The 23274-nt window shown below is 69.0% G+C and carries 14 protein-coding genes; 12 read left to right on the top strand and 2 right to left on the bottom strand.

The window, feature by feature from the left end; all coding sequences use genetic code 11:
- Positions 1-71: 71 nt before the first annotated feature.
- Together ACFZDK_RS38705 and ACFZDK_RS38710 are read left to right on the top strand one after the other, a co-directional pair.
- Positions 72-797, top strand: coding sequence for a winged helix-turn-helix domain-containing protein (locus ACFZDK_RS38705; protein WP_390979582.1), 726 nt, complete (start codon positions 72-74; stop codon positions 795-797).
- Entirely contained in the window at positions 794-2449 is a 1656-nt protein-coding gene (locus tag ACFZDK_RS38710) for an ATP-binding protein (RefSeq protein WP_390979584.1), read from the top strand. The genes ACFZDK_RS38705 and ACFZDK_RS38710 overlap by 4 nt, the downstream gene beginning before the upstream one ends.
- 26 nt (positions 2450-2475) lie before the next feature.
- Here the strand turns inward: ACFZDK_RS38710 and ACFZDK_RS38715 are convergent, their stop codons facing one another.
- Complete coding sequence (locus ACFZDK_RS38715; RefSeq protein ID WP_390979586.1) at positions 2476-3090, bottom strand: Uma2 family endonuclease; 615 nt, start codon at positions 3088-3090, stop codon at positions 2476-2478.
- A gap of 253 nt (positions 3091-3343) precedes the next feature.
- On the opposite strand from ACFZDK_RS38715, the gene ACFZDK_RS38720 reads away from it, so the two are divergent.
- Together ACFZDK_RS38720 and ACFZDK_RS38725 are read left to right on the top strand one after the other, a co-directional pair.
- Entirely contained in the window at positions 3344-4411 is a 1068-nt protein-coding gene (locus ACFZDK_RS38720) for a lytic polysaccharide monooxygenase (protein WP_390979930.1), read from the top strand.
- A gap of 343 nt (positions 4412-4754) precedes the next feature.
- A complete protein-coding gene (locus tag ACFZDK_RS38725) occupies positions 4755-8027 on the top strand; it encodes a GH92 family glycosyl hydrolase (protein ID WP_390979588.1) in 3273 nt (1090 codons plus the stop codon).
- Positions 8028-8333: 306 nt separating this feature from the next.
- On the opposite strand, the gene ACFZDK_RS38730 is transcribed toward ACFZDK_RS38725, so the two are convergent.
- Positions 8334-12077, bottom strand: a complete 3744-nt coding sequence (locus tag ACFZDK_RS38730) for a GH92 family glycosyl hydrolase (protein WP_390979590.1) — start codon at positions 12075-12077, stop codon at positions 8334-8336.
- A gap of 424 nt (positions 12078-12501) precedes the next feature.
- Here ACFZDK_RS38730 and ngcE point away from each other — a divergent pair, with 424 nt between their 5' ends.
- From ngcE to dxs, 8 genes are all read left to right on the top strand, one after another.
- The gene (gene ngcE, locus ACFZDK_RS38735) at positions 12502-13953 is read left to right on the top strand and encodes an N-acetylglucosamine/diacetylchitobiose ABC transporter substrate-binding protein (RefSeq protein ID WP_390979592.1); all 1452 of its coding nucleotides are present in this window, start codon (positions 12502-12504) and stop codon (positions 13951-13953) included.
- Positions 13954-13981: 28 nt separating this feature from the next.
- Complete coding sequence (locus ACFZDK_RS38740; RefSeq protein ID WP_390979594.1) at positions 13982-14908, top strand: ABC transporter permease subunit; 927 nt, start codon at positions 13982-13984, stop codon at positions 14906-14908.
- A 4-nt stretch (positions 14909-14912) separates the two neighbouring features.
- Positions 14913-15812 (top strand): ABC transporter permease subunit, encoded by a 900-nt coding sequence (locus ACFZDK_RS38745; protein WP_390979596.1) that lies wholly within the window; start codon positions 14913-14915, stop codon positions 15810-15812.
- A 332-nt stretch (positions 15813-16144) separates the two neighbouring features.
- A complete protein-coding gene (locus tag ACFZDK_RS38750) occupies positions 16145-17344 on the top strand; it encodes an ROK family protein (RefSeq protein ID WP_390979598.1) in 1200 nt (399 codons plus the stop codon).
- Positions 17345-17477: 133 nt separating this feature from the next.
- Positions 17478-18572, top strand: a complete 1095-nt coding sequence (locus ACFZDK_RS38755) for a substrate-binding domain-containing protein (protein ID WP_390979600.1) — start codon at positions 17478-17480, stop codon at positions 18570-18572.
- Positions 18573-18897: 325 nt separating this feature from the next.
- A complete protein-coding gene (locus ACFZDK_RS38760; RefSeq protein ID WP_355724003.1) occupies positions 18898-19689 on the top strand; it encodes an ATP-binding cassette domain-containing protein in 792 nt (263 codons plus the stop codon).
- Positions 19686-21035 (top strand): sugar ABC transporter permease, encoded by a 1350-nt coding sequence (locus ACFZDK_RS38765; protein WP_390979603.1) that lies wholly within the window; start codon positions 19686-19688, stop codon positions 21033-21035. Before ACFZDK_RS38760 ends, ACFZDK_RS38765 begins: the two co-directional genes overlap by 4 nt.
- A gap of 194 nt (positions 21036-21229) precedes the next feature.
- Complete coding sequence (gene dxs, locus ACFZDK_RS38770) at positions 21230-23143, top strand: 1-deoxy-D-xylulose-5-phosphate synthase (RefSeq protein WP_390979605.1); 1914 nt, start codon at positions 21230-21232, stop codon at positions 23141-23143.
- Positions 23144-23274 lie beyond the last annotated feature (131 nt).

Below are 23274 nucleotides of genomic sequence, written 5' to 3' on the forward strand. Positions count from 1 at the left end.
TCCGCCCGTGACATCGCCCAGGCTCAGTCGGAACACAGGGTTCCCCCAGCCAACCGGCACAGACTTGATACATGTCTGCCACCGAAGGGTCCCGAACCGGCCGAGTCCGCGTCCTGATCGTCGACGACGAGCCCGGTCTCACCGAGCTGCTCTCCGCCGCCGTCGCCGACGCGGGCTGGCGCCCCTACCCCGCGTTCGACGGACAGACGGCCCTGCGGCTGGCCCGCGGCTGCGCCCCGCACGCGGTGGTGCTCGACGGGATGCTGCCCGACCTCGACGGCCTCCAGGTACTGCGCAGACTCCGTTACGAGATGCCGAAGCTGCCCGTCCTGATGCTCACCGCCCGCGATGCCGTCGAACACCGCATCGACGGTCTGGAGGCGGGGGCCGACGACTACGTCACCAAGCCCTTCTCCGTGGCGGAGGTCGTGCTCCGGGTGCGCGGACTCCTGCGCCGGGCCGGCACCGAACGGACCTCCGTCGAGGACTCCGTCCGCGTCCTCGGCGACCTGGTGCTGACCGGGGAGTCCCGCGAGGTGCAGCGGGCCGGCACCTCGATCAGGCTGACCGCCAAGGAGTTCGACCTGCTCAGCCTGTTGCTGGACCATCCCCGCCAGGTGCTCAGCAAGGCCCAGATCCTCGAACACGTCTGGAGCACCTCCTTCGACGGCGGCGGCAACCTCGTCGAGGTCTACATCTCCAGCCTGCGCCGCAAGATCGACCGGGGCCGCAGGCCGATGATCCACACCGTGCGTGGCATGGGCTACGTCGTGAGGCCCGTGGAGGACGGCAGATGACCACCCGGTTCAGTCGCTGGCAGCTGACCACCCGGCTGCGCGGCGGCCGGGCGACGGCCCGGTCCGACGATCGGCGGACGACGGCCCCGTCGAACGAGCGACCGCCGGCCGCGGCCCGGCCGAACGAGCGGCAGTCGGCCGCGACCCGGCTGCGGAGCCGGTCGCTGCGCACCCGCCTGCTCGTCCTCATCACCGCCGTCCTGGTCTGCGTCTGCGCCGCGATGGCCCTGACCACGGTGTTCGCCCAACGTGCCTATCTGATGGGCAGCCTGGACAACCAGGTCAGCGACGCGGCCGAGCGCGGTGTCGGCGGCGCAGCCCTGCACCCCCAGCTCACCCGCGACCTCACCTTCCTCAACGAGAGCGGCCACCCGGTCGGCATGCTCGCCGCCCGCTTCGACGCCGACGGCAACATCCTCAGCGCGGCCGTCGTCACCCAGGACGCGCCCCCGGCCCCGCTCAGCACCGCCCAGACCGCCGCCCTCCGGGGCCTCGCGCCGGACGGCTCCACCCACACCCGCCAGGTCCCGGGCCTGGGCACCTACCGGGTCACCGCCCTGAACGCCAGCGGCATCCGCGTCCTGGCCGGCCTCCCCATGGACGACGTGCTCAACACCATCAGCGGTCTGGTGGAGATCGAGGCCGTGGTGGCCGCGCTCGGTCTCACCGCCGCCGGCTGTGTCTGCGCGGTGGTGATACGACGGCAGCTGCGCCCCCTCGGCAGGGTCGCCGCCACCGCCGTGGAGGTCTCGCACGCGCCCCTCGGCCGGGGCCAGGTGACCGGGCTGACCAGAGTGCCCGACCGGGACACCGACCCCGGCAGCGAGGCCGGTCAGGTCGGCGCCGCCCTCAACCGGATGATCGACCACGTCGAGGCCTCGCTCGCCGAACGCCAGCGCAGCGAGGAGCAGATGCGCCGGAGCGAGGAGCGCATGCGGCGCTTCCTGGCCGACGCCAGCCATGAACTGCGCACCCCGCTCGCCTCGATCGCCGGGTACGCCGAGCTGATGAACCGCGGCACCGACCCCATCGAGCCGGGTCTCGCCTGGCGCCGGGTCAACGCCGAGTCGGCCCGGATGCGCAGCCTGGTGGAGGACCTGCTCCTGCTGGCCCGCCTCGACGAAGGCCGCCCGCTGCAGTCAGCCGAGGTCGACATGGCCGCGCTGGTCGCGGAGGCGGTGTGGGACGCGCGGGCGGCCGGCGCCGGTCACGTCTGGCAGCTCGAACTCAAGCTGGACGGCGGCCCGGCACTGGTCCTGGGCGACGAGGCCCGGCTGCACCAGGTGGTGGCCAACCTGCTGGCCAACGCCCGCGTCCACACCCCCGCCGGTACGACGGTGACCGCCACGGTCGAGGCCACCCCCACCGCCTGTGTGGTCCGGGTCCGCGACGACGGCCCCGGCGTCCCGCCCGCCCTCCTCCCCACCGTCTTCGAACGCTTCACCCGCGCCGACACCTCCCGCACCCGCACCGGCGTCCTGGAGGGCGGCTCCGGCCTGGGCCTCGCGATCGTCGACGCGATCACGGCGGCCCACGGCGGCCGTATCGACGTACAGAGCGCGCCGGGCCGTACAGAGTTCACCGTCGAACTCCCGATCGCCGAACTCCCGCCCACGGACACGGCGGTACGGGCCCGTCCGGCGTCGGTCTAGGAAGCACCGCGCCGGACGGAGGGTGATCAGAATCCGACGAGGGCGTCGAGGTCGATCTCGACCGGGAACGGCAGTTCGGTGATGAGCTTGCCGTGGTGCACCGGGTGCATGGGGGCCGGGATGTACGTCAGGGTGTCCGCGTTGAGCCAGTACTCGTGAACTGTCGGCTTCTGGTCCCGGCCAAGTTCGATGCGCCAGTAGCACGGGATCTTGGCTGCGGCGAACTGCGCGGGCTTGCTCACGCGGTCGTCGCGGCGGGAGCCGCGTGAGACGACCTCGACCACGAGGGCGAGATGTGCTGTCGGGACACACTCCAACTCGAAGAAGTCGAGTTTCCGAGGGTCGAAGACGATGACGTCCGGCTTGACGATGTTCTGCTCGTCGATCATCACGCACTGCTCCAGGACCACCTCGTAGGGCTCGGCGCATGCGTCTTCCAGGGCGCGTGCCACCTTGTCCCGCACACGGTTGTGCCAGAACTTGGTCTGCCCACGAGCCACGATCACTCCGTCCACGAGTTCCCAGTCGAAGGGCAGTTCCAGGTCTTTGACCTGGTCGAATGTCCAGCCGTCAGCAGGCGGGAACATCCAGTTGTCCTCGTTGGCCGGTCCCTGCTGGCGTGTCGTCATCACTGCTCCCATGGGCGAGAGTGTGGACGCGGTGACGCGTCGTGATCCTCTGTACGAAGGTATCGCCACCCGAAGCGGTGAAGCCATGCCGCGCCGTTTACACCCGCCCCCGTCCGCGCTAGCTTCACAGGAGAGTGGGGTGGGAGCGCTCCCACCACTGTACGGACCGGAACCCGTCGGGACCGGGCCGCTCCCGCCCCGCGTTCATCTCCCTGACCCGCGCACAACCGTGCACCCCACACGGAGGGAGTTGTCTGTCATGACTATGACAAGAAAACCCCGATTACCCCTCCCCACCCGCGGCCGGGCCCTGTTCCTCGCCCTGCTGGCCCTCCTCACCACGGTTCCCGCCCTTGCCCTGATCCTGGCCGCCGGTGCTCCGGCCCAGGCACACGGCACCCCCATGAAGCCCGGCAGCCGTACCTTCCTGTGCTGGCAGGACGGGCTCACCGACACCGGTGAGATCAAGCCCGTCAACCCGGCCTGCAAGGCAGCCCAGCAGGTCAGCGGGACCACGCCGTTCTACAACTGGTTCTCCGTGCTCCGCTCGGACGGCGCCGGCCGCACCCGCGGCTTCGTGCCCGACGGTCAGCTGTGCAGCGGCGGCAACCCCAACTTCACCGGCTTCGACCTGCCCCGCGACGACTGGCCGGTCACCCACCTCACCTCGGGTGCGACCGTCGACTTCTCCTACAACGCCTGGGCGGCGCACCCGGGTTGGTTCCACGTCTACGTCACCAAGGACGGCTACGACCCGACCCAGCCGCTCACCTGGGACGACATGGAGGACACCCCGTTCCTGACCGTCGACCACCCGCCGCTCAACGGCACCCCGGGCACGGTCGAGGCCAACTACTCCTGGACCGGGCAGCTTCCGGCGAACAAGACCGGCCGGCACATCATCTACATGGTGTGGCAGCGCTCGGACAGCACGGAGACCTTCTACTCCTGCTCCGACGTGGTCTTCGACGGCGGCAACGGCGAGGTCACCGGCGTCCACGACCAGGGCAACCCCACCGAACCCCCGCCCGGCACCTGCACCGCCACCAGGACCACCACCAACAGCTGGCCCGGCGGCTACCAGTCCCAGGTCACCGTCACCAACAGCGGTGATGTCGCGATGCTCGGCTGGATGGTCGACTGGACGCTCCCGGCCGGCCAGTCGGTGGCCAGCCTCTGGAACGGCAACGCCACCTACAGCGGACAGGACGTGATGGTCCACAACGTCGACTGGAACGGCTCGCTCGGTCCCGGGCAGAGCACGACCTTCGGCTACGTCGTCCAGGGCGACGGCGGGGACAGCGCAACCGACCTGCCCTGTCAGGTCGGTTGACCCGGGTGACGCTCTGGGCGGACCCGGTGTCGGTGCACACCGGGTCCGCGAGCCGGGCAGGCGAGGGGGGGGTGGGTGGCCTGTCCGGGGGGAAGTGGTTCGGCTTGTGTCGACGCTGTGACGTGCGACAACGTTGTCTCATGGTCTGTACATGACTCTACCGCCTCAACCGACAACGATGTCAACCCACTTGGGGTAGCCCGACCGGGTGAAACAGGTCCGAGCCTGCCCCGGCTCACGCGGGCACACGCGGTCTTCCGTGCTACCGGTGGCGCACGTTACTGTCCCTGCGGCTTGTGTGACCTGTGGTGCGCGACCCGTCCGGAGGAGGAAGGGCCGCGTCATGCGTTTCCGACCCATGTCCCTGCTGCTGGCCGCGGTACTCGCGGCCGGCGGTGCCACCCCCGCCCTCGCGGCGACGACCACCAACGCACCCCCCGAACTGGTCAAGGACCCCACGGCGTACGTCGATCCGCTGATCGGCAGCAGGAGCGGCGGCAACACCTTCCCGGGCGCCGTCATGCCGTTCGGCATGCTCTCCTGGAGCCCGGAGAACACCAGAGGCGACGCGACCAGAACGGCCGCGCCCGGCGGCTACCAGTACGACGCCACCCGCATCCGCGGCTTCAGCCTGACCCACATGTCCGGCACCGGCTGCGCGGGCGGCAGCGGCGACATCCCGTTCTTCCCGTACGCGGGCGAGGTCACCTCGTCGCCCGCGAGCGACACCAAGGACGCCGTCTACGCCTCCGACTTCAGCCACGCCGACGAGACCGCCGAACCCGGCCACTACAAGGTGGGCCTCGCCTCCGGCGTCACCGCCGACCTCACCGCGACCACCCGCACCGGCTCGGCCCGGTTCACCTACCCGGCCGACAAGCCCGCCTCGCTCCTCGTCCGCACCGCCAACTCCGAGGTGGGGTCGGCTGATTCGACCGTCACCATCGACCCGGACACCCGCACGGTCTCCGGCTCGGTCACCTCCGGCGACTTCTGCGGTTACCTCGACCCCGAGGGGCAACGCGCCTATTACACCCTCTACTTCACCGCCCGCTTCGACCGCGCCTTCACCGCCACCGGCACCTGGCAGGACGACCGGCTGAGCCCGGGCTCGACCACCGCCTCCGGCGGCACCGGCGGGTTCGCCGCCGGCGGGCGGCCCGTCGCGGGCAAGGGGGCCGGCGGCTACGTCCAGTTCGCGCCCGGCGCCGGACCCGTGAACGTCAAGGTCGGCATCTCGTACGTCAGTCAGGCCGCCGCCGCGGCCAACCTCAGGGCGGAGAACCCGCCCGGCCGCTCCTTCGACGCCGTCCGGGACGCGGCCCACCGCGCCTGGCGCGACCGCCTCGACGCCATCCGGGTCGGCGGCGGCACGGACGCCGAGCGCACCACCTTCTACACCGCCCTCTACCACGCGCTCTTCCACCCGAACGTCATCAGCGACGCCGACGGCCGCTACCGGGGCAGCGACGACCAGGTGCACCGCGTGGCCCGTGGCCACCGGGCGCAGTACGGCACCTTCTCCGGCTGGGACGTCTACCGCGACCAGGTCCAGCTCCTCACCCTGCTCGACCCGCGCACCGGCTCGGACATCGCCCAGTCGCTGTACGAACTCGCCCGGCAGAATGGCGGGGTCTGGGACCGCTGGCTGCACGGCGCGAGCGGCACCCACGTCATGAACGGCGACCCCGCGCCCACCGCCCTCGCCGGCATCCGCGCCTTCGGCGGCACCGACTTCGACCTGAAGGGCGCGCTGGACTCGCTGGTGAAGGCGGCGACGGTACCGACGGCCCAGGACCTGTCCGCCGCGGGCAAGCCGGTGCTCTCCGTCGGCCAGCGCCCCTCCCTCGACAAGTACCTGGACAAGCACTACATGCCGTCCGTGTCCAACGCCTGGGGCGGCGCCGCCGAGACGCTGGAGATGTCCACGGCCGACTTCTCCCTCTCCCAGCTCGCGGCGGCGGCCGGGGAGAAGGACACGGCGGCCGCCTTCGCGGACCGCGCCCAGTGGTGGCAGAACAACTTCAACATCGCCGCCGACCCCAGTGGGGGCTACATCGCCAACCGCAAGGCGGACGGCAGCTGGGTCACCGGGTTCACCCCGGCCACCGGCAACGGGTTCGTCGAGGGCACGGCCGCCCAGTACACCTGGATGGTCCAGCACAACCCGGCCGGACTCTTCGCCGCGATGGGCGGCACCGACAAGGCCCTCGCCCGCCTCGACTCCTTCTTCCACAACAGCGACGGCAGCTGGGCCTTCACCGGCAGCGGCGGCGACAAGTCCGAGCTCGACAACGAGCCCTCGCTCAACGTGCCCTACCTGTACGACTACGCCGGCGCCCCCTACAAGACGCAGGAGACCGTCCGCGCCGCGATGACCCGGCTCTGGTCGACGCAGCCCGGCGGCATCCCCGGCAACGACGACCTCGGCGCGATGTCGTCCTGGTACGTCTTCTCGGCGCTCGGCATGTACCCCCAGGTCCCGTCCCGTGCCGAACTCGTCCTCGCCTCCCCCCTGTTCGAGCGCGTCGAGATCGACCGCCCGGGCGGCAACGACATCTCGATCCACGCGCCGGGAGCGGCGGCGGACGCGCCCTACGTCCAGTCCCTGAAGGTCGACGGCCGTACCAGCGACCGCCCTTGGCTGGCCGGCTCCTTCGTCCGCGACGGCGGCCGCCTGGACTACACCCTCTCCGCCACTCCGAACCGCACCTGGGGCACGGCCTCCGCGCCGCCGTCCTTCCGGACGGGCGAGCAGCCGTACCAGATCGGCGTCGGCCCGACGACCGCGACGGTGGCCCCCGGTGACAGCACCGAGGTCGACATCCGGGCGCTGTCCCTGACCGGCGGCACCGGCCCGGAGGTCCGCTTCCACGTCGAGACCCCGGACGGCGTCAGGGCCACCCCCGCCGAGGGCACGGTGACCGACGGCGCCCAGCGGATCGCCCTCGCCACCACCTCCGACACCCCGCAGGGCTACTACGACGTCAAGGTCACGGTGACCTCCACCCACACCGCCTACTCCCAGCCGGTCGCCCTGACCGTCGCCGCGCCCGGCACCCTCCTTGCGGCCTACGACAACACCGGTGTCTCGGACGACTCCGGCGAGCACGACGAGGCCGACTTCGACGGCGGCGGCTGGAGCTACTCCCGCCAGGCCCTGGCGGCGGCCGGCCTCACCGCGGGCGGCCAGGGCACGGTGGCCGGCCTGACCTACACCTGGCCGAACGCCCCCGCCGGCCGCCCCGACAACGCGACGGCAGCCGCCCAGACCATCCAACTCCCCACCCCCGCCGCCAAGCTGTCGTTCCTCGGCAGCGCCACCAACGGCAACCAGTCCACCACCGCGACCGTCACCTACACCGACGGCAGCACCGCCACCCTCGACCTCTCCTTCACCGACTGGACCATCGGCGGCGGAGGCGGCACCGTCCAGTACGGCAACGAGATCGTGGCGAGGAGCGCGTACCGCAACGTCGCGGGCGCCGACAAGGACCCGGTGGCGACGTACGTCTTCGCGACGAAGCCCTTCGAAGCACCGGCCGGCAAGACCGTCAAGAGCGTCCGGCTCCCCGACAACAGCGACCTGCACATCTTCACCCTCGCGGTGGGCTGAGCATCATCCCCCCTGCCCCGGCCGGTTCCCGACCGGCCGGGGCACCACCCTGTCTGGGACCAACGCCGGACGGGTTCCGGTCGGAGGAGCACACGGCCTTCGCCTGCCTGACCGAGAGCGAGGGCTTCTCGGAACCGAAGGACGACCGCCTCGGGCTGGTGTTCCGGCGCGCCGGCCCGGCGGTGCGGCTCTGGTACCTCGCCGGTCGTGAGTCGAGGACGCCCTTCGGGGCGATCCCGGAGGTATGAACAACGAGAGGGGCGGGCCCGAGTGTCCTCCGGGCCCGCCCCGTTTCGTGCCGGTGTCTCAGGCGAGCAACTCGACTTCCGCCAGGGTTGATTCACTGTCCAGGACGAGCCGGTAGTGGGCGTACGTGCCGGACTTCTGGATGGTGAACGCGCGGGTCTGGAGGTTCCAGGCGAAGGTCTCGCCCGAACGGCGGTCCACCGTCTTCCAGTCGGTGCCGTTCGTCGATGCCTGGAGGGTCCAGCCCGTCGGAGCCCTGGTGTGGTCCGACGGTGAGGTGAGCGTGTACTGGATCCCCTTGGCCGACCTGGTCACCGGCAGATCCACCGAGGTCAGGGTCTGCTGGGTCGCCGAGGTGTTGTCGAAGAGGGAGCCGTCGGGCTTCAGGACGTCCGCGCGGGGGGCCGGGACCTTGTCGTCCTGGGCGATGGAGACCGGGCCGGCGTTCTTGCCCGTGCCCCAGGTCGACGGCTTCGGGCCCATCGTGAAGTCGATGACACCGCCCCGGGAGATGAGCGAGTGGGGGAGCGAAGTCGACGTCCAGATCCGGCCGTTGACCCGGACGCCCTGGACGTACACGTTCCGCGCGCTGTTCTGCGGGGCCCGGATCACCAGATCGCGGCCGTTCTCCAGATGGACGGTCGCCTTCTTGAACAGCGGGGAGCCGATCGTGTAGTCGCCGCTGCCCATCACCAGCGGGTAGAAGCCGAGGGCGGAGAAGAGGTACCAGGCCGACTGCTCGCCGTTGTCCTCGTCGCCGTGGTAGCCCTGGCCGATCTCGCTGCCCAGGTAGAGCCGGGAGAGCGCCTCACGGACGGTCGCCTGCGCCTTCCAGGGCTCGCCCGCCGCGTCGTACATGTAGATGACGTGGTGCGCGACCTGGTTGGAGTGGCCGTACATGCCCATCCGGACGTCCCGGGCCTCGGTCATCTCGTGGATGACCCCGCCGTAGGAGCCGACGAAGTCGGGGGAGGCCGTCTCGGGCGTCGCGAAGTACTCGTCGAGCTTGTCCGCGAGGCCGGACCGGCCGCCGTACAGGTTGGCGAGGCCCCGGCTGTCCTGCGGGGCGGTGAAGGCGTAGCCCCAGCCGTTGGTCTCGGTGTAGTCGTAGCCCCAGACGCGCGGGTCGTACGACGACGAGTCCACCCGCCAGTCGCCCCGGGCGTCCTTGCCCTGGAAGAAGCCGGCCTTGGAGTCGAAGAGGTCCACATAGTCCTGGGCGCGGTTGAGGAAGTAGTCGGACTCCTCCTTGTAGCGCTTCTCGCCCGTCTTCTTGTACAGCGCCTTGCCCATCTGGGCGATGCCGTAGTCGTTGACGTATCCCTCCATCGCCCAGGACAGGCCCTCACGGGTGTCGTCGCTGGTGTAGCCGAGGAAGGGGGAGGTGGACATGCCCTTGCGGCCGACGCCGGAGGACGGCGGTACGACCGTCGCGTTCTTCACGGCCGCGTCGTAGGCGGCCTTGGCGTCGAAGTTCACGCCCTTGACGTACGCGTCCGCGAACGCCACGTCCGAGGAGGTGCCGGTCATCAGGTCGGCGTAGCCGGGGGAGGACCAGCGCGAGGTCCAGCCGCCGTCCTTGTACTGCTGCACGAACCCGTCGACCATCTCACCGGCCTGAGAGGGCGTCAGCAGACTGTAGGCCGGCCAGGTGGTCCGGTAGGTGTCCCAGAAGCCGTTGTTGACGTACACCTTGCCGTCCACGATCTTCGCGCCGGTGTGCGTCGGGGTGTCCTGGCTCGTCATCGGCGAGAAGGGCGAGGCGTACTGGTACGTCGAACCGACCTTCTCGAAGCCGGAGTTGGGGTACAGGTACAGCCGGTACATGCTGGAGTAGAGGGTGGTCAGCTGGTCGGCCGTGGCGCCCTCCACCTCCACCTTGCCGAGCAGCTTGTCCCAGACCTTCTGCGCCTGCGTCTTCACCGTGTCGAAGGAGGTGCCGTCCGGGATCTCCTGGCGCAGGTTGTCCTTGGCCTGGTCCACGCTGATGAGGGAGGTGGCCAGGCGCAGGGTGACGGTGTGGTCGGAGCCCGCGTCGAAGCGCAGGTAGCCCTTGACCCCGCCGGCGTCGCCGCCCGTCACCGGCTTGTCGAAGACGCCGTAGACGAAGAGGCGGGTCGCGCCCGTCGACAGGCCCGACTTGACGTCGGAGTAGCCGGTGACGATCCCGTGTTCCTTGTCGAGGGTCAGGCCCGCCTGCTCGGTCACGTTGTCGAAGATCACGCTCGCGTCGTCGCCCGGGTAGGTGAAGCGCAGCGCGGCCGCGTGGTCGGTCGGCGTTATCTCGGCCTTCAGCCCGTTCTCGAACCGCACCCCGTAGTAGTAGGGCCGCGCGGTCTCGTTCTCGTGCCGGAAGGCCAGTTCCCGTGCCTCCCGGCCGGTGTCCGGGGTGCCGGAGGCGGCGGACGGCATCATCTGGAAGGTCTGCCGGTCGCCCATCCAGGGGCTCGGCTCATGGCTCGCGCTGAACGCCTGGATCGTCGGCAGGTTGTCGTCGTTGTTGGCGCGGGCGTATTCGTACAGCCAGCTCTCCGAGGACGCGTTGGTCACCGGCGTCCAGAAGTTGAAGCCGTGCGGCAGGGCCGTCGCGGGGAAGTTGTTGCCGCGCGAGAAGCTGCCGCTGGAGTTGGTGCCGCGGGTGGTCAGCGCGTAGTCGGACAGATGCGCCTTCGGCTTCTCGGGGGCGACCGGCTTCAGGGACACGTCGTCGATCCAGCCGCGGAACTTGGCGGGCCCTGCGGGGGAGTCGTACCCCACCAGGATCCGGTCGACGGTCTTGCCGGCCGCGACCGAACCGATCACCGACGACACGTTGTTCCACTGGTTGACGTAGAGCGCCTTCGACGCGCCCTGGCCGCGCGGGGACAACGCGAAACCGTGCTGGTCCGTGGCGCCCAGGCCGCTCAGATAGGTGCCGTCGGTGAAGGCCAGGTCCACGGAGACATCGGTGGCGTCGTAGTCCAGGTCGCCGTCGGCCATGGACGGGAAGATCCGGTACGACAACCGGGTGTCTTGGCCGACCTTCACGTCCACGTCGAAGACCTTGTTGTACGAGTACGCCCGGCCGCTCGCCGTGTGCCGTCCGGCGTAGCGCAGCGCGTGCGTCCCGCTGAACCCGGCTCGGGCCTTCGCGGTCGGCGAGCCGCTCGGGCCCCGGTCGACCAGCGAGAGCATGTCCTGGGGCACCGGCCCGCCACTGCCGCCCGTGGAGAACTGCACGTCGGCGATCTGCAGGATGTCGGAGGCGCCGTTGTTCCTCGTCACGTCGAGCCGGAAGTGCTGGTACTCGGCGGGGGCGGCGAGGTCGTACGACTTGGTCTGGAACCGCTCCGCGAAGGTCTCGTCGGTCCGGGTGTCGAGGGTCTTCCAGTCCTTGCCGTCCGTGGAGCCCTGCAGGGTCCAGTCCTTGGGGTCGCGCTCGTCGTAGTCGTTCGCCGAGGTGAGGGCGTACGTCACCAGCTTGATGGGCTTGTCGAAGTCGAACTCGACCCAGCCGGTCGGCTCGAAGGTCAGCCACTTGGTGCCCGGCTCCCCGTCGACGAGGTTCTCCTTCACCTCGCCCGCGCCGGTGTTCTCCCCGCTCGCCCGCTCGTCGGTCACATGGTCGGTGACGTTGCCCGGGATGCCGGTGCTGTAGCCGCCGTCCACGCCCGAGGCGCGCGGGGCGCCGCCCGGGTCGGTGTCGACGGTGTCGGTCCAGTCCGGGGACGGATCGCCGGACTCGAACGAGGAGGCGAACTGGGTGGCGGCGGCCGGTGCCCGGTCCGGCAGGGCGACCGCGGCACCCTGGGAGCCCAGGGTCATGACTACGGCGGCCGTGATCACGACCGCCGTACCAGATCTGTGTCCTGTTCTTCGCTGCGTTGTCCGCTGCATCACAACGGGTACCCTCCCTGCCACATGAGACAACGTTGTCAGCTGCGTGGCGCAGGAACCAGTAGGTGGTCAAGTGGCCGGTGATGTCAAGGGTGTTGGCTGCGGCGTTCAGGGGTCTATGTCGGCTCTTTTTCCGGCAAGGCGTACACAGGTCGCTCATATTTCCGACAGGTCTCAACTAGGAAAAGACCGACGGCGAACCTTGCATTCGATCTTGCCCCGCTGGCGGGAAGTGGACTATACCTGTCGGCGTTTCCCGCATGACTTCCTGCACGACCCAGCACTACCCGACCGCGGTGCCGGGGAGGATCCGGTTCACCGCCTGAGTCCTGGAGAGGGCGAGGACTTGAGCATGGGATCCACTACCGCAGCGAACCACGGTTCCGAGGGTGTCGGCCGCCGCGATCTGATCAAGCGTTCGGCCGCACTCGGCCTGTTTTCGGTCCCCACCGTCGGATTCCTGTCCGCCTGCGCCAGCAGCGGCGGAGGCGGCCAGTCCAAGGACAAGGCCGGCAAGAAGACGACCAAGAACCCGCTGGGCGTCAACGACACCGCGCAGATGGAATTCGTCCTCTTCGACGGCGGTTTCGGCAAGGAGTACGCCGAGGACGCGGTCAAGATCTACGAGAAGGACTTCCCGAAGGCCAAGGTCAAGTTCTCCGCCACCCAGAAGATCCAGTCCACCCTGCAGCCCCGCTTCAACCAGGGCACCCCGCCGGACCTCATCGACAACTCCGGCGCCGAGCAGATGGACATGGGCGTCCTGGTCGGCAAGAACCAGCTGGCCGACCTGACCCCGCTGCTCGACGCGCCGTCGTACGACGACCCGAACAAGAAGGTCCGCGACACGCTGCGGCCCGGGATCGTCGAGATGGGCCAGTTCGACGGCGACCCGGTCTGGATCATGTACTACGCCTACACGGTCTACGGCGTCTGGTACTCGCAGAAGGCCCTGGACTCGCTGGACGCGGAGTACCCGCAGACCTGGGACCAGATGATCGCCGTCTGCGAGAAGGCCAAGAAGAAGGGCATGGCCGGCTGGACCTACGCCGGCAAGTACCCGTACTACATCCCCTTCTCGCTCTACCCGATGATCGGCAAGGTCGGCGGCGTCGAGGTCCTGAACGCGATCGACAACCTGGAGCCCAACGCCTGGAAGCACCCGGCCGTCAAGGCGTGTTTCGAGGCCTACTACGAGCTCTACAAGAAGGGCTACATCCTCAAGGGCACCCCCGGACTCGACCACATCCAGTCGCAGACCGCCTGGGCGCAGGGCAAGGCGCTGTTCATCCCGAACGGCTCCTGGGTGGAGAACGAGTCGGCGAACGTCATCCCCTCCGACTTCAACCTCGCCGTCTCCGCGCCCACCGGCATCGACAAGAACGACAAGATGCCCTTCGGCACCATCTGGGCCTCCGGCGGCGAGCCGTTCATCGTCCCGGCCAAGGCCGCGAACGCCGAGGGCGGCATGGAGCAGCTGCGGATCATGCTCAGCGAGGCCTCCTCCAAGAACTTCACGTCGAAGGTGAAGTCGCTGACCGCCTACAACGGCGGCACCGAGGGCATCACCCTCACCCCCGGCCTCACCTCGGGTGTCGCCGCGCTGAAGCTGGCCGGGTCGAACGTGGTCAACCCGCGGCTCCAGGACTGGTACGTGCAGCTCCAGAAGGAGAAGATCGGAGTCGCCGGCCTCGGCGAGATGATGGCGGGCCGGCTCACCCCGGCGGAGGCCATCAAGAAGATCCAGGGCTTTGCCGACGAGGCCGCCAAGGACAGCTCGATCAAGCACTACAAGCACCAGTAACCAGGAACCCGACGGCACCGGAGTGGCGATGCAGCACGGCAAGTACCGGTTCATTGTGGGGTTTCTGGCGCTGCCCCTCGGACTGTACGCGCTCTTCGTGGTGTGGCCGTTCATCCAGTCCATCTACTACTCGTTCACGGACTGGACCGGCCTGAGCCCCGAATTCAAGATGGTCGGCCTGGACAATTACCGGAGGATGCTGCACGACGACATCTTCTGGAAGTCCTTGCAGCACAGCTTGATGTTCGCGCTCGTGCTGCCGCTGGTGACGATCAGCCTCGCGCTGTTCTTCGCCTTCATGATCAATGTCGGCGGCCGGAGAAGGAGGGGCGGCCCGGTCATCTCCGGGGTCCGGGGCTCCTCCTTCTACAAGATCGTCTATTTCTTCCCGCAGGTGCTCTCGATCGCGATCGTCTCGCTGCTGTTCGCCTTCGCCTACAACCCGGACAGCGGCGCGATCAATTCACTGCTCCGCGGAATCGGTCTGGACAACATCCAGCCGCTCTGGCTGGGCGACCCGAGCCTCGCCCTGTGGTGCGTGATGGCCGTGCTGGTCTGGTCGACGGTCGGCTTCTTCGTCGTCCTCTTCTCCGCGGGCATGGCCTCGATCCCCACGGACCTCTACGAGGCCGCCCTGCTCGACGGCGCCGGCCGCGCCGCCACCTTCTTCCGCATCACCCTGCCGCTGCTGTGGGACACCGTGCAGTCCGGCTGGGTCTACATGGGCATCCTCGCGCTCGGCGCCGAGTCGTTCGCGGTCGTACAGATCATGACGACCGGACCGGGCGGACCCGACTACTCGACGACCGTGATGGTCCTGTACGTGTACCAGAAGGCGTTCCGGGACGGTCAGGCCGCCTACGCCACCACCATCGGCGTCGCCCTGCTGCTCGTCACGCTCGCCTTCGCGGCGATCGTGATGCGGCTGGGCCGTCGCGAGCGGCTGGAGTACTGAAGCGATGACGACGACCGAGACCGATGTCACTGTCACCAAGGTCGAGCCCCCCGCGTCGAAGCCGTCCCGGCCGAAGCGCGAGGGCGGGGTCCTCAACGTCTTCTCGCACGGCATCCTGATCATCTGGGCCGTGATGGTGGTCACACCGCTGCTGTGGGCGGTGATGACGTCGTTCAAGGACGACAAGTCGATCTTCAGCTCGCCCTGGGCGCTGCCCGACAAGCTGCACTTCGACAACTGGTCGCGGGCGTGGACCCAGGCCAACATGAGCGACTACTTCCTGAACACCATCCTGGTGGTCGGCGGCTCGCTCATCGGCACCCTGGTCCTCGGCTCGATGGCGGCCTACGTCCTCGCCCGCTTCGACTTCCCGGGCAACCGCTTCATCTACTACCTGTTCATCGGCGGCATGAGCTTCCCGATCATGCTCGCGCTGGTCCCGCTGTTCTACGTCGTGAACAACATGGGCCTGCTGAACACGATCCACGGCCTGATCCTGGTCTACATCGCGTACTCGCTGCCGTTCACGGTCTTCTTCCTCACGGCGTTCTTCCGCACGCTGCCCACCTCCGTGGCCGAGGCCGCCTTCGTCGACGGCGCCTCGCACTCCCGCACGTTCTTCCAGATCATGCTCCCGATGGCCAAGCCCGGGCTGATCAGCGTGGGGATCTTCAATTTCCTCGGCCAGTGGAACCAGTACATGCTCCCCACGGTCCTCAACACCGACCCCGACAAGCACGTCCTCACCCAGGGCCTGGTCCAGCTGGCCGTCAGCCAGGGCTACAAGGGCGACTGGTCCGGCCTCTTCGCGGGCCTGGTGATGGCGATGCTCCCGGTGCTTGCCGCATACATCGTCTTCCAGCGCCAGGTGGTGGCCGGTCTGACGGCCGGTGCCTTGAAGTAGGCGCTGAGTTTCCCTCCCCAAGGGGCGCGGGGCTGTGTTCAATCTGCGGCTCCGCCGCGTGGGCGCGACCAGCCACGACGCACCCCCACGGACCCACTCAGCCGGTCCCGCCACCCCCTCTCCCACCTGCTGACCAGTGGCCTAGACATGTCGAAAGCGTGTCCCCCAGGCAACCCCCGAACCGCCAACGATTTCTGTCAAGGTCTTGACGGCGGTAACCCGTTCAGCAGAGCTTGGAGTTCATAACTTGTAAGTGACCCGGTTCCAGTGATGTGACCTGGGTCACGTTGGCGGCACCGTGGCCGCCTCCGATGGCGGGAGTGGATGGGTCGATGGAGACTCCGGGGTCGCAGTCGTCGCTGCACCGAGCCAACCTGGAACGTGTCGTACGGGCGGTACGTCTGGCCGGATCGCTCACGCAGGCGGAGATCGCGCGCACGACCGGCCTGTCGGCCGCGACGGTCTCCAACATCGTGCGCGAGCTCAAGGACGGCGGAACCGTCGAGGTCACGCCCACGTCGGCGGGCGGCCGCAGGGCCCGCAGCGTGAGTCTCAGCGGAGACGCAGGGATCGTCATAGGGATCGACTTCGGCCACACCCACCTGCGCGTCGCGATCGGCAACCTCGCCCACCAGGTGCTGGCCGAGGAGTCCGAGCCCCTCGACGTGGACGCGTCGTCCAGCCAGGGCTTCGACCGGGCGGAGGAACTGGTCAACCGCCTGATCGCGGCGACCGGCGTGGACCGTTCGAAGATCGCCGGCGTGGGTGTCGGCGTCCCCGGCCCGATCGACGTCGAGTCCGGCACCCTCGGCTCCAGCGCGATCCTGCCCGGCTGGATCGGCGCGAGACCCGCCGAGGAGCTCAGGCTCCGCCTCGGCGTCCCCGTCCACGTCGACAACGACGCCAACCTCGGCGCCCTCGGCGAACTCGTCTGGGGCAGCGGCAAGGGCGTCCGTGATCTCGCGTACATCAAGGTCGCGAGCGGTGTCGGTGCCGGCCTGGTGATCAACGGGAAGATCTACCGGGGTCCCGGCGGCACGGCTGGCGAAATAGGACATATTACGCTCGATGAGTCCGGCCCGGTCTGCCGCTGCGGCAACCGCGGCTGTCTGGAGACCTTCGCGGCGGCCCGCTACGTGCTGCCGCTCCTCCAGCCCAGTCACGGCTCCGACCTGACCATGGAGGGTGTCGTGCGGCTGGCCCGGGACGGCGACCCGGGCTGCCGTCGGGTGATCGCCGACGTCGGCCGTCATATCGGCAGCGGTGTGGCCAATCTCTGCAACCTGCTGAACCCCAGCCGGGTGGTCCTCGGCGGCGACCTCGCCGAGGCCGGAGAACTGGTCCTGGGGCCCATCAGGGAGTCCGTGGGCCGCTATGCGATCCCCAGTGCGGCCCGGCAGCTCTCGGTGCTCCCCGGGGCCCTGGGCGGCCGTGCGGAGGTGCTCGGAGCGCTTGCTCTCGCGCTCAGCGAGATGGGCGATTCGACCCTTTTGGACGGGTCGTTGCCGACCGTTGCACCTGCCTTCACTTAGAGAACGAATGGCGCCGTTGCCATCTCGTTAAGTATTTACTTCTTGACGTCGAACTTTCGGCCGAGTTGACTTCGAGCCACCTCGGCCGCAGCGTTGCGGCCCTGTCAGGGAGGCACCCCCAATGAACGCAACGATGCGTAGAGTCGTGATCGGCACCGCCGCGGTTTCCATGGCGCTGTCGCTCGCCGCCTGTGGCAAGGCCGGCGACGACAAGAAGAGCGACTCGGGAAGCAGCAGCTCCTCCGGTGGTAGCAAGACCATCGGCCTGCTGCTTCCCGACAGCGTGACCGCGCGCTACGAGAAGTTCGACAAGCCGTACTTCGAGGCGCAGGTCAGCTCGCTGTGTGCCGACTGCAAGGTCGAGTACGCGAACGCTGCGGGTGACGCGGCCAAGCAGGCCCAGCAGGTCAGCAGCATGGTCACCAAGGGCGTGAAGGTCATCGTGATCTCCGCCCAGGACTCTGCGGCCATCAAGTCCTCCATCGACGCCGCCGTCGCCAAGGGCATCAAGGTCGTCGCGTACGACCGCCTCGCCCAGGGCAAGGTCTCGGCCTACGTCTCCTTCGACAACGTCAAGGTCGGCCAGCTCCAGGGCCAGGCCCTGCTGGACGCCCTCGGCTCCAAGGCGACCACCAAGTCCAAGGTCGTCATGATCAACGGTGACGACGCCGACCCGAACGCCGCCATGTTCAAGAAGGGCGCGCACGAGGCCCTGGACGGCAAGGTCGACATCGCCTACGAGCAGTCCGGCCTGTGGAAGGACACCGTCGCCGCGCAGAAGGTGAAGGCGGCCATCACGCAGCTCGGTGCCAAGAACATCGCGGGCGTCTACTCCGCCAACGACGGCATGGCCGGTGGTATCGCCACCACCCTCAAGGGCGCCGGCATCAGCGGCATCCCGCTGACCGGTCAGGACGCGGAGCTCGCGGGTATCCAGCGCATCGTCGCCGGCACCCAGTCCTCCACCGTCTACAAGGCGTTCAAGCCGGAGGCCGACGCCGCCGCCACGATCGCGGTGGACCTGCTGGAGGGCAAGAGCATCTCCTCGCTCGCCACCACCACGCAGACCAGCGGCTCCGGCGACAAGGTGCCCTCGCAGCTCCTCACCCCGGTGTCGGTCACCAAGGCCAACATCAAGGACACGGTGATCAAGGACAAGCTGTACACCGTCGCGGACATCTGCACCGCCGAGTTCGCCAAGGCCTGCAAGGCCGCCGGCCTGCAGTAGTCAGCACCGGAGCCGTACGGCTCCGGCCGCCAGCGCCCGGGTGATCGCAGTACGACACCCGGGCCCCGGCCGCCCGACGTGCCCGGCCCTTCCGCAAGGTGCCCACCCCGTCCGGCGGTCTCGCGAAACCCCTCCGACGCCCGCTCCGGCCTTCATACCCCGCTGCCGGAGCGGGCGTCGGACGGACCCGTTGCCAAGCGCGGCGGATTCGCGCATGTTCATCTTGTAAACCGCGTGCGAACACCGACGACACCCCGAGGTACCGCACGACCCTCCGCGCCTGATCATCAAGCGCGGCATCCCCGCCGGTCAGGCGGCGAAGGAGATGGTTCACGTGTCCGCTACGCCCGTGCTGGCGTTGCGCGGAGCCTCCAAGCGATTCGGTGCGGTCCAGGCCCTCACCGATGTCGACCTGGAGGTCCACGCCGGAGAAGTGGTCGCCCTGGTGGGCGACAACGGCGCAGGAAAGTCGACCCTGGTCAAGACGATCGCGGGTGTGCACCCCATCGATGAGGGCGTCATCGAGTGGGAGGGCAACCCGGTCAGCATCAACAAGCCGCACGACGCCCAGGGGCTCGGCGTCGCGACGGTCTACCAGGACCTCGCGCTCTGCGACAACCTCGACGTGGTCGGCAACCTCTTCCTCGGTCGTGAGCTCCTGCACCGGGGCGTCATCGACGAGGTGACGATGGAGAAGCAGGCGCGCGAGCTGCTCAGCACGCTCTCCATCCGCATCCCGAGCGTGCGCATCCCGATCGCCAGCCTCTCCGGCGGTCAGCGCCAGGTCGTGGCCATCGCCCGCGCCCTCATCGGCGACCCCAAGGTCGTCATCCTCGACGAGCCCACCGCCGCCCTCGGTGTCGAGCAGACCGCGCAGGTCCTCGACCTCGTCGAGCGACTGCGCGAGCGCAACCTCGCCGTCATCCTGATCAGCCACAACATGGCCGACGTCAAGGCGGTCGCCGACACCGTCGCCGTGCTGCGCCTGGGCAGGAACAACGGGTTCTTCCCCGTGAAGAGCACCAGCCAAGAAGAGATCATCGCCGCGATCACGGGCGCCACGGACAACGCCGTGACCCGTCGTGCGGATCGTCGCACTCCGGAGGCGGCAAAGTGAGCGAGACGTCCAAGACCGTGAAGGGCGAAGAGTCGCCCGAGCTCGGCAAGACCGAGGCGGCCGTGGCCGCCCCGACCACGGTGGCCCCCGCCGACGACCCCACGGCCGCGCCGGTCACGGTCGTCGACCCGCGGCTGCTGGTCCGTGAAGAGGGCTTCAAGGGCTACCTCACGGAGTTCAAGCGCCGGGTGCGCGGCGGCGAGCTGGGCTCGCTGCCGGTGGTCATCGGCCTGATCATCATCTGGACCATCTTCCAGGTGAAGAACAGCCTGTTCCTCAGCGCGGACAACCTCTCCAACATCAGCTACTTCCTCGCGGCCACCGGCATGCTCGCCATCGGCCTGGTGTTCGTGCTGCTGCTGGGTGAGATCGACCTGTCCGTCGGTTCGGTGAGCGGACTGGCCTCCACCGTGTTCGCGGTGTTCGTGGTCAACCACGGAATGAACCAGTGGCTGGCCCTGATCCTCACGATCATCACGGGCATCGGCATCGGCGCGCTGCACGGCTGGTTCTTCGCCAAGATCGGCGTACCCGCGTTCGTGGTCACCCTGGCCGGCTTCCTCGGCTGGAACGGTCTGATGCTGTGGCTGCTGGGCGACAGCGGCACGATCAACATCCCGGCCGACAGCGGCCCGGTGCACATCCTCGGCCAGTCCTCCTTCTTCATGGACCAGGCCATCATCGGCGCGTACCTGCTGGCCGGCCTCGGTGTCGTGCTCTCGGCGCTGGGCCAGTTCAACGAGCAGCGCCGGCGCCGTGCCGCTGGTGTGCCGTTCCGGCCCACCAGCGAGATCATCATCCGCGTCGCCCTGCTCGCGATCGCGTCCTTCGTGGCCGCGGCCGTCCTCAACAACGCGTCCGGTGTCTCCAACGCGCTGGTGATCTTCCTGGCCTCCCTGGTCATCGTCGACTTCGTGCTGCGTCGTACGACCTTCGGCCGCAAGGTCTTCGCGGTCGGCGGCGGCATCGAGGCGGCCCGCCGTGCGGGTATCAGCGTGCCGCTGATCCGCATCACGGTCTTCGCGATCTCCGGCGGTTTCGCGGCCATCGGAGGTATGTTCTTCGCCGGTCAGACGGCGAGTGCCACGCTCAACGCCGGTGGCGGCAACACGCTGATGCTCGCCATCGCGGCGGCGGTCATCGGTGGCACGTCGCTGTTCGGCGGCCGCGGTACCGTCTGGTCCGCCCTCCTGGGCATGCTGGTCATCCAGTCGATCCAGACCGGCCTCGACCTGCTGAACATGAACACCTCGATCCAGTACATGATCACCGGTGGTGTTCTGCTGGGTGCCGTCGTCATCGACTCGGTCTCCCGCAAGAGCCAGAAGGCGGCCGGGCGCGGATAGCGCCTCCAGAGCCAGCCAGCTGTGCCCGGTGTCCGAAAAGGCACCGGGCACAGCTGTGTCTCAGGAACCCTTTCGATGGGTACGGCCGTTCCCGTGACGTATGACGTACAGCCCGGACGTCGGCCGCCCGGGCGGAACATTAGACTCGACGAGCCCGGCAACAGCTCGATCAGCTCTACTGCAAGGAGGCACGGGTGCCGCTGCTGACCCGTATCAGGGGACCGCGCGATCTGGACCGGCTCAGCCCCGAGGAGCTGGTCCAGCTGGCAGAGGAGATCCGGAGCTTCCTCGTGGAAGCGGTCTCCAAGACCGGCGGACACCTCGGTCCCAACCTGGGCGTGGTCGAGCTCACCATCGCCCTGCACCGTGTCTTCGACTCCCCGAAGGACAAGGTGCTGTGGGACACCGGCCACCAGTCCTACGTGCACAAGCTGCTCACCGGCCGGCAGGACTTCTCGAAGCTGAAGCAGAAGGGCGGCCTGTCCGGCTACCCCTCGCAGGCCGAGTCCGAGCACGACGTCATCGAGAACAGCCACGCCTCCACCGTCCTCGGCTGGGCCGACGGCATCGCCAAGGGCAACCAACTGCTCGAACGCGACAGCCACGTGGTCGCCGTCATCGGTGACGGTGCCCTCACCGGCGGTATGGCCTGGGAGGCGCTGAACAACATCGCCGACGCCAAGGACCGCCCGCTGGTCATCGTCGTCAACGACAACGAGCGCTCGTACGCCCCGACCATCGGCGGCCTCGCCAACCACCTGGCGACCCTGCGCACCACCGACGGCTACGAGCGGTTCCTCGCCCGCGGCAAGGACCTGCTGGAGCGCACCCCGGTCGTCGGCAGGCCGCTCTACGACACCCTGCACGGCGCCAAGAAGGGGCTGAAGGACTTCATCGCCCCGCAGGGCATGTTCGAGGACCTGGGCCTGAAGTACGTCGGCCCGATCGACGGCCACGACATGGAGGCCCTGGAGTCGGCGCTGGCCCGGGCCAAACGGTTCGGCGGCCCGGTGATCGTGCACTGCCTCACCGAGAAGGGCCGCGGCTACCAGCCCGCCCTCCAGGACGAGGCCGACCGCTTCCACGGCATCGGCCCCATCCACCCCGACACCGGCCTGCCGGTCAAGGCCTCCGGCGCCGACTGGACCTCCGTCTTCGGCGACGAGATGGTCGAGCTCGGCAAGGAGCGCAAGGACATCGTCGCGATCACCGCGGCCATGCTCCAGCCGGTCGGCCTGAAGAAGTTCGCGGACACCTTCCCGGACCGGATCTACGACGTCGGCATCGCCGAGCAGCACGGCGCCGTCTCCGCCGCCGGCCTCGCCACGGCGGGCCTGCACCCGGTCTTCGCCGTGTACGCCACCTTCCTCAACCGCGCCTTCGACCAGGTCCTCATGGACGTGGCCCTGCACAAGTGCGGGGTGACCTTCGTCCTGGACCGGGCCGGCGTCACCGGCACCGACGGCGCCTCCCACAACGGCATGTGGGACATGTCGATCCTCCAGGTCGTCCCCGGCCTCAGGCTCGCCGCCCCGCGCGACGCCGAGCAGGTCCGCGCCCAGCTCCGCGAGGCCGTCGAGGTCGACGACGCCCCCACGGTCGTCCGCTTCTCCAAGGGCGCGGTCGGCCCCGCCGTCCCCGCCGTGGGCAAGGTCGGCGGCATGGACGTGCTGCGCGAGCCCGGCACCGACACCCCGGACGTGCTCCTCGTCTCCGTGGGCGCCCTCGCCCCCATGTGCCTGGAGATCGCCGGCCTCCTCGACAAGCAGGGCATCTCCACGACCGTCGTCGACCCGCGCTGGGTCAAGCCGGTCGACGAGGCCATGGCCCCGCTCGCCGAGCGCCACCGGGTGGTCGTCACCGTCGAGGACAACAGCCGCGTCGGCGGCGTCGGCTCCGCCGTGGCCCAGGCCCTGCGCGACGCCGGCGTCGACGTCCCCCTCCGCGACTTCGGCATCCCGCCCCGCTTCCTCGACCACGCCTCCCGCGCCGAGGTCATGGCGGAGATCGGCCTCACGGCCCCCGACATCGCCCGCCAGGTCACGGGCCTCGTCGCGAAGCTGGACGGTCCGACGGCGGAGGTGGACGTGGAGCCCGCAAGGGACTGACGATCTTGAAGCGCCCCTGGCCGGAGCGCCCCGAAGGGGCGCGGGGCTGTAGTTGATTTGCGGCTACCGCCGCGTGGGCGCGACCAGCCACACGCAACCCGCGGCCCCGACCAAACCCGAACCACCCCGAT

Source organism: Streptomyces sp. NPDC007901, from assembly GCF_042959465.1.
In the GTDB taxonomy this organism is placed as follows: Bacteria; Actinomycetota; Actinomycetes; order Streptomycetales; family Streptomycetaceae; genus Streptomyces.

Excerpts from the sequence above, each read along its gene's own strand:
- ACFZDK_RS38705 (WP_390979582.1), top strand. The coding sequence starts at position 72 with ATGTCTGCCACCGAAGGGTCCCGAACCGGCCGAGTCCGCGTCCTGATC.
- ACFZDK_RS38710 (WP_390979584.1), top strand. The coding sequence starts at position 794 with ATGACCACCCGGTTCAGTCGCTGGCAGCTGACCACCCGGCTGCGCGGC.
- ACFZDK_RS38715 (WP_390979586.1), bottom strand. The coding sequence starts at position 3,090 with ATGGGAGCAGTGATGACGACACGCCAGCAGGGACCGGCCAACGAGGAC.
- ACFZDK_RS38720 (WP_390979930.1), top strand. The coding sequence starts at position 3,344 with ATGACAAGAAAACCCCGATTACCCCTCCCCACCCGCGGCCGGGCCCTG.
- ACFZDK_RS38725 (WP_390979588.1), top strand. The coding sequence starts at position 4,755 with ATGCGTTTCCGACCCATGTCCCTGCTGCTGGCCGCGGTACTCGCGGCC.
- ACFZDK_RS38730 (WP_390979590.1), bottom strand. The coding sequence starts at position 12,077 with ATGACCCTGGGCTCCCAGGGTGCCGCGGTCGCCCTGCCGGACCGGGCA.
- ngcE (WP_390979592.1), top strand. The coding sequence starts at position 12,502 with ATGGGATCCACTACCGCAGCGAACCACGGTTCCGAGGGTGTCGGCCGC.
- ACFZDK_RS38740 (WP_390979594.1), top strand. The coding sequence starts at position 13,982 with ATGCAGCACGGCAAGTACCGGTTCATTGTGGGGTTTCTGGCGCTGCCC.
- ACFZDK_RS38745 (WP_390979596.1), top strand. The coding sequence starts at position 14,913 with ATGACGACGACCGAGACCGATGTCACTGTCACCAAGGTCGAGCCCCCC.
- ACFZDK_RS38750 (WP_390979598.1), top strand. The coding sequence starts at position 16,145 with ATGGAGACTCCGGGGTCGCAGTCGTCGCTGCACCGAGCCAACCTGGAA.
- ACFZDK_RS38755 (WP_390979600.1), top strand. The coding sequence starts at position 17,478 with ATGCGTAGAGTCGTGATCGGCACCGCCGCGGTTTCCATGGCGCTGTCG.
- ACFZDK_RS38760 (WP_355724003.1), top strand. The coding sequence starts at position 18,898 with ATGGTTCACGTGTCCGCTACGCCCGTGCTGGCGTTGCGCGGAGCCTCC.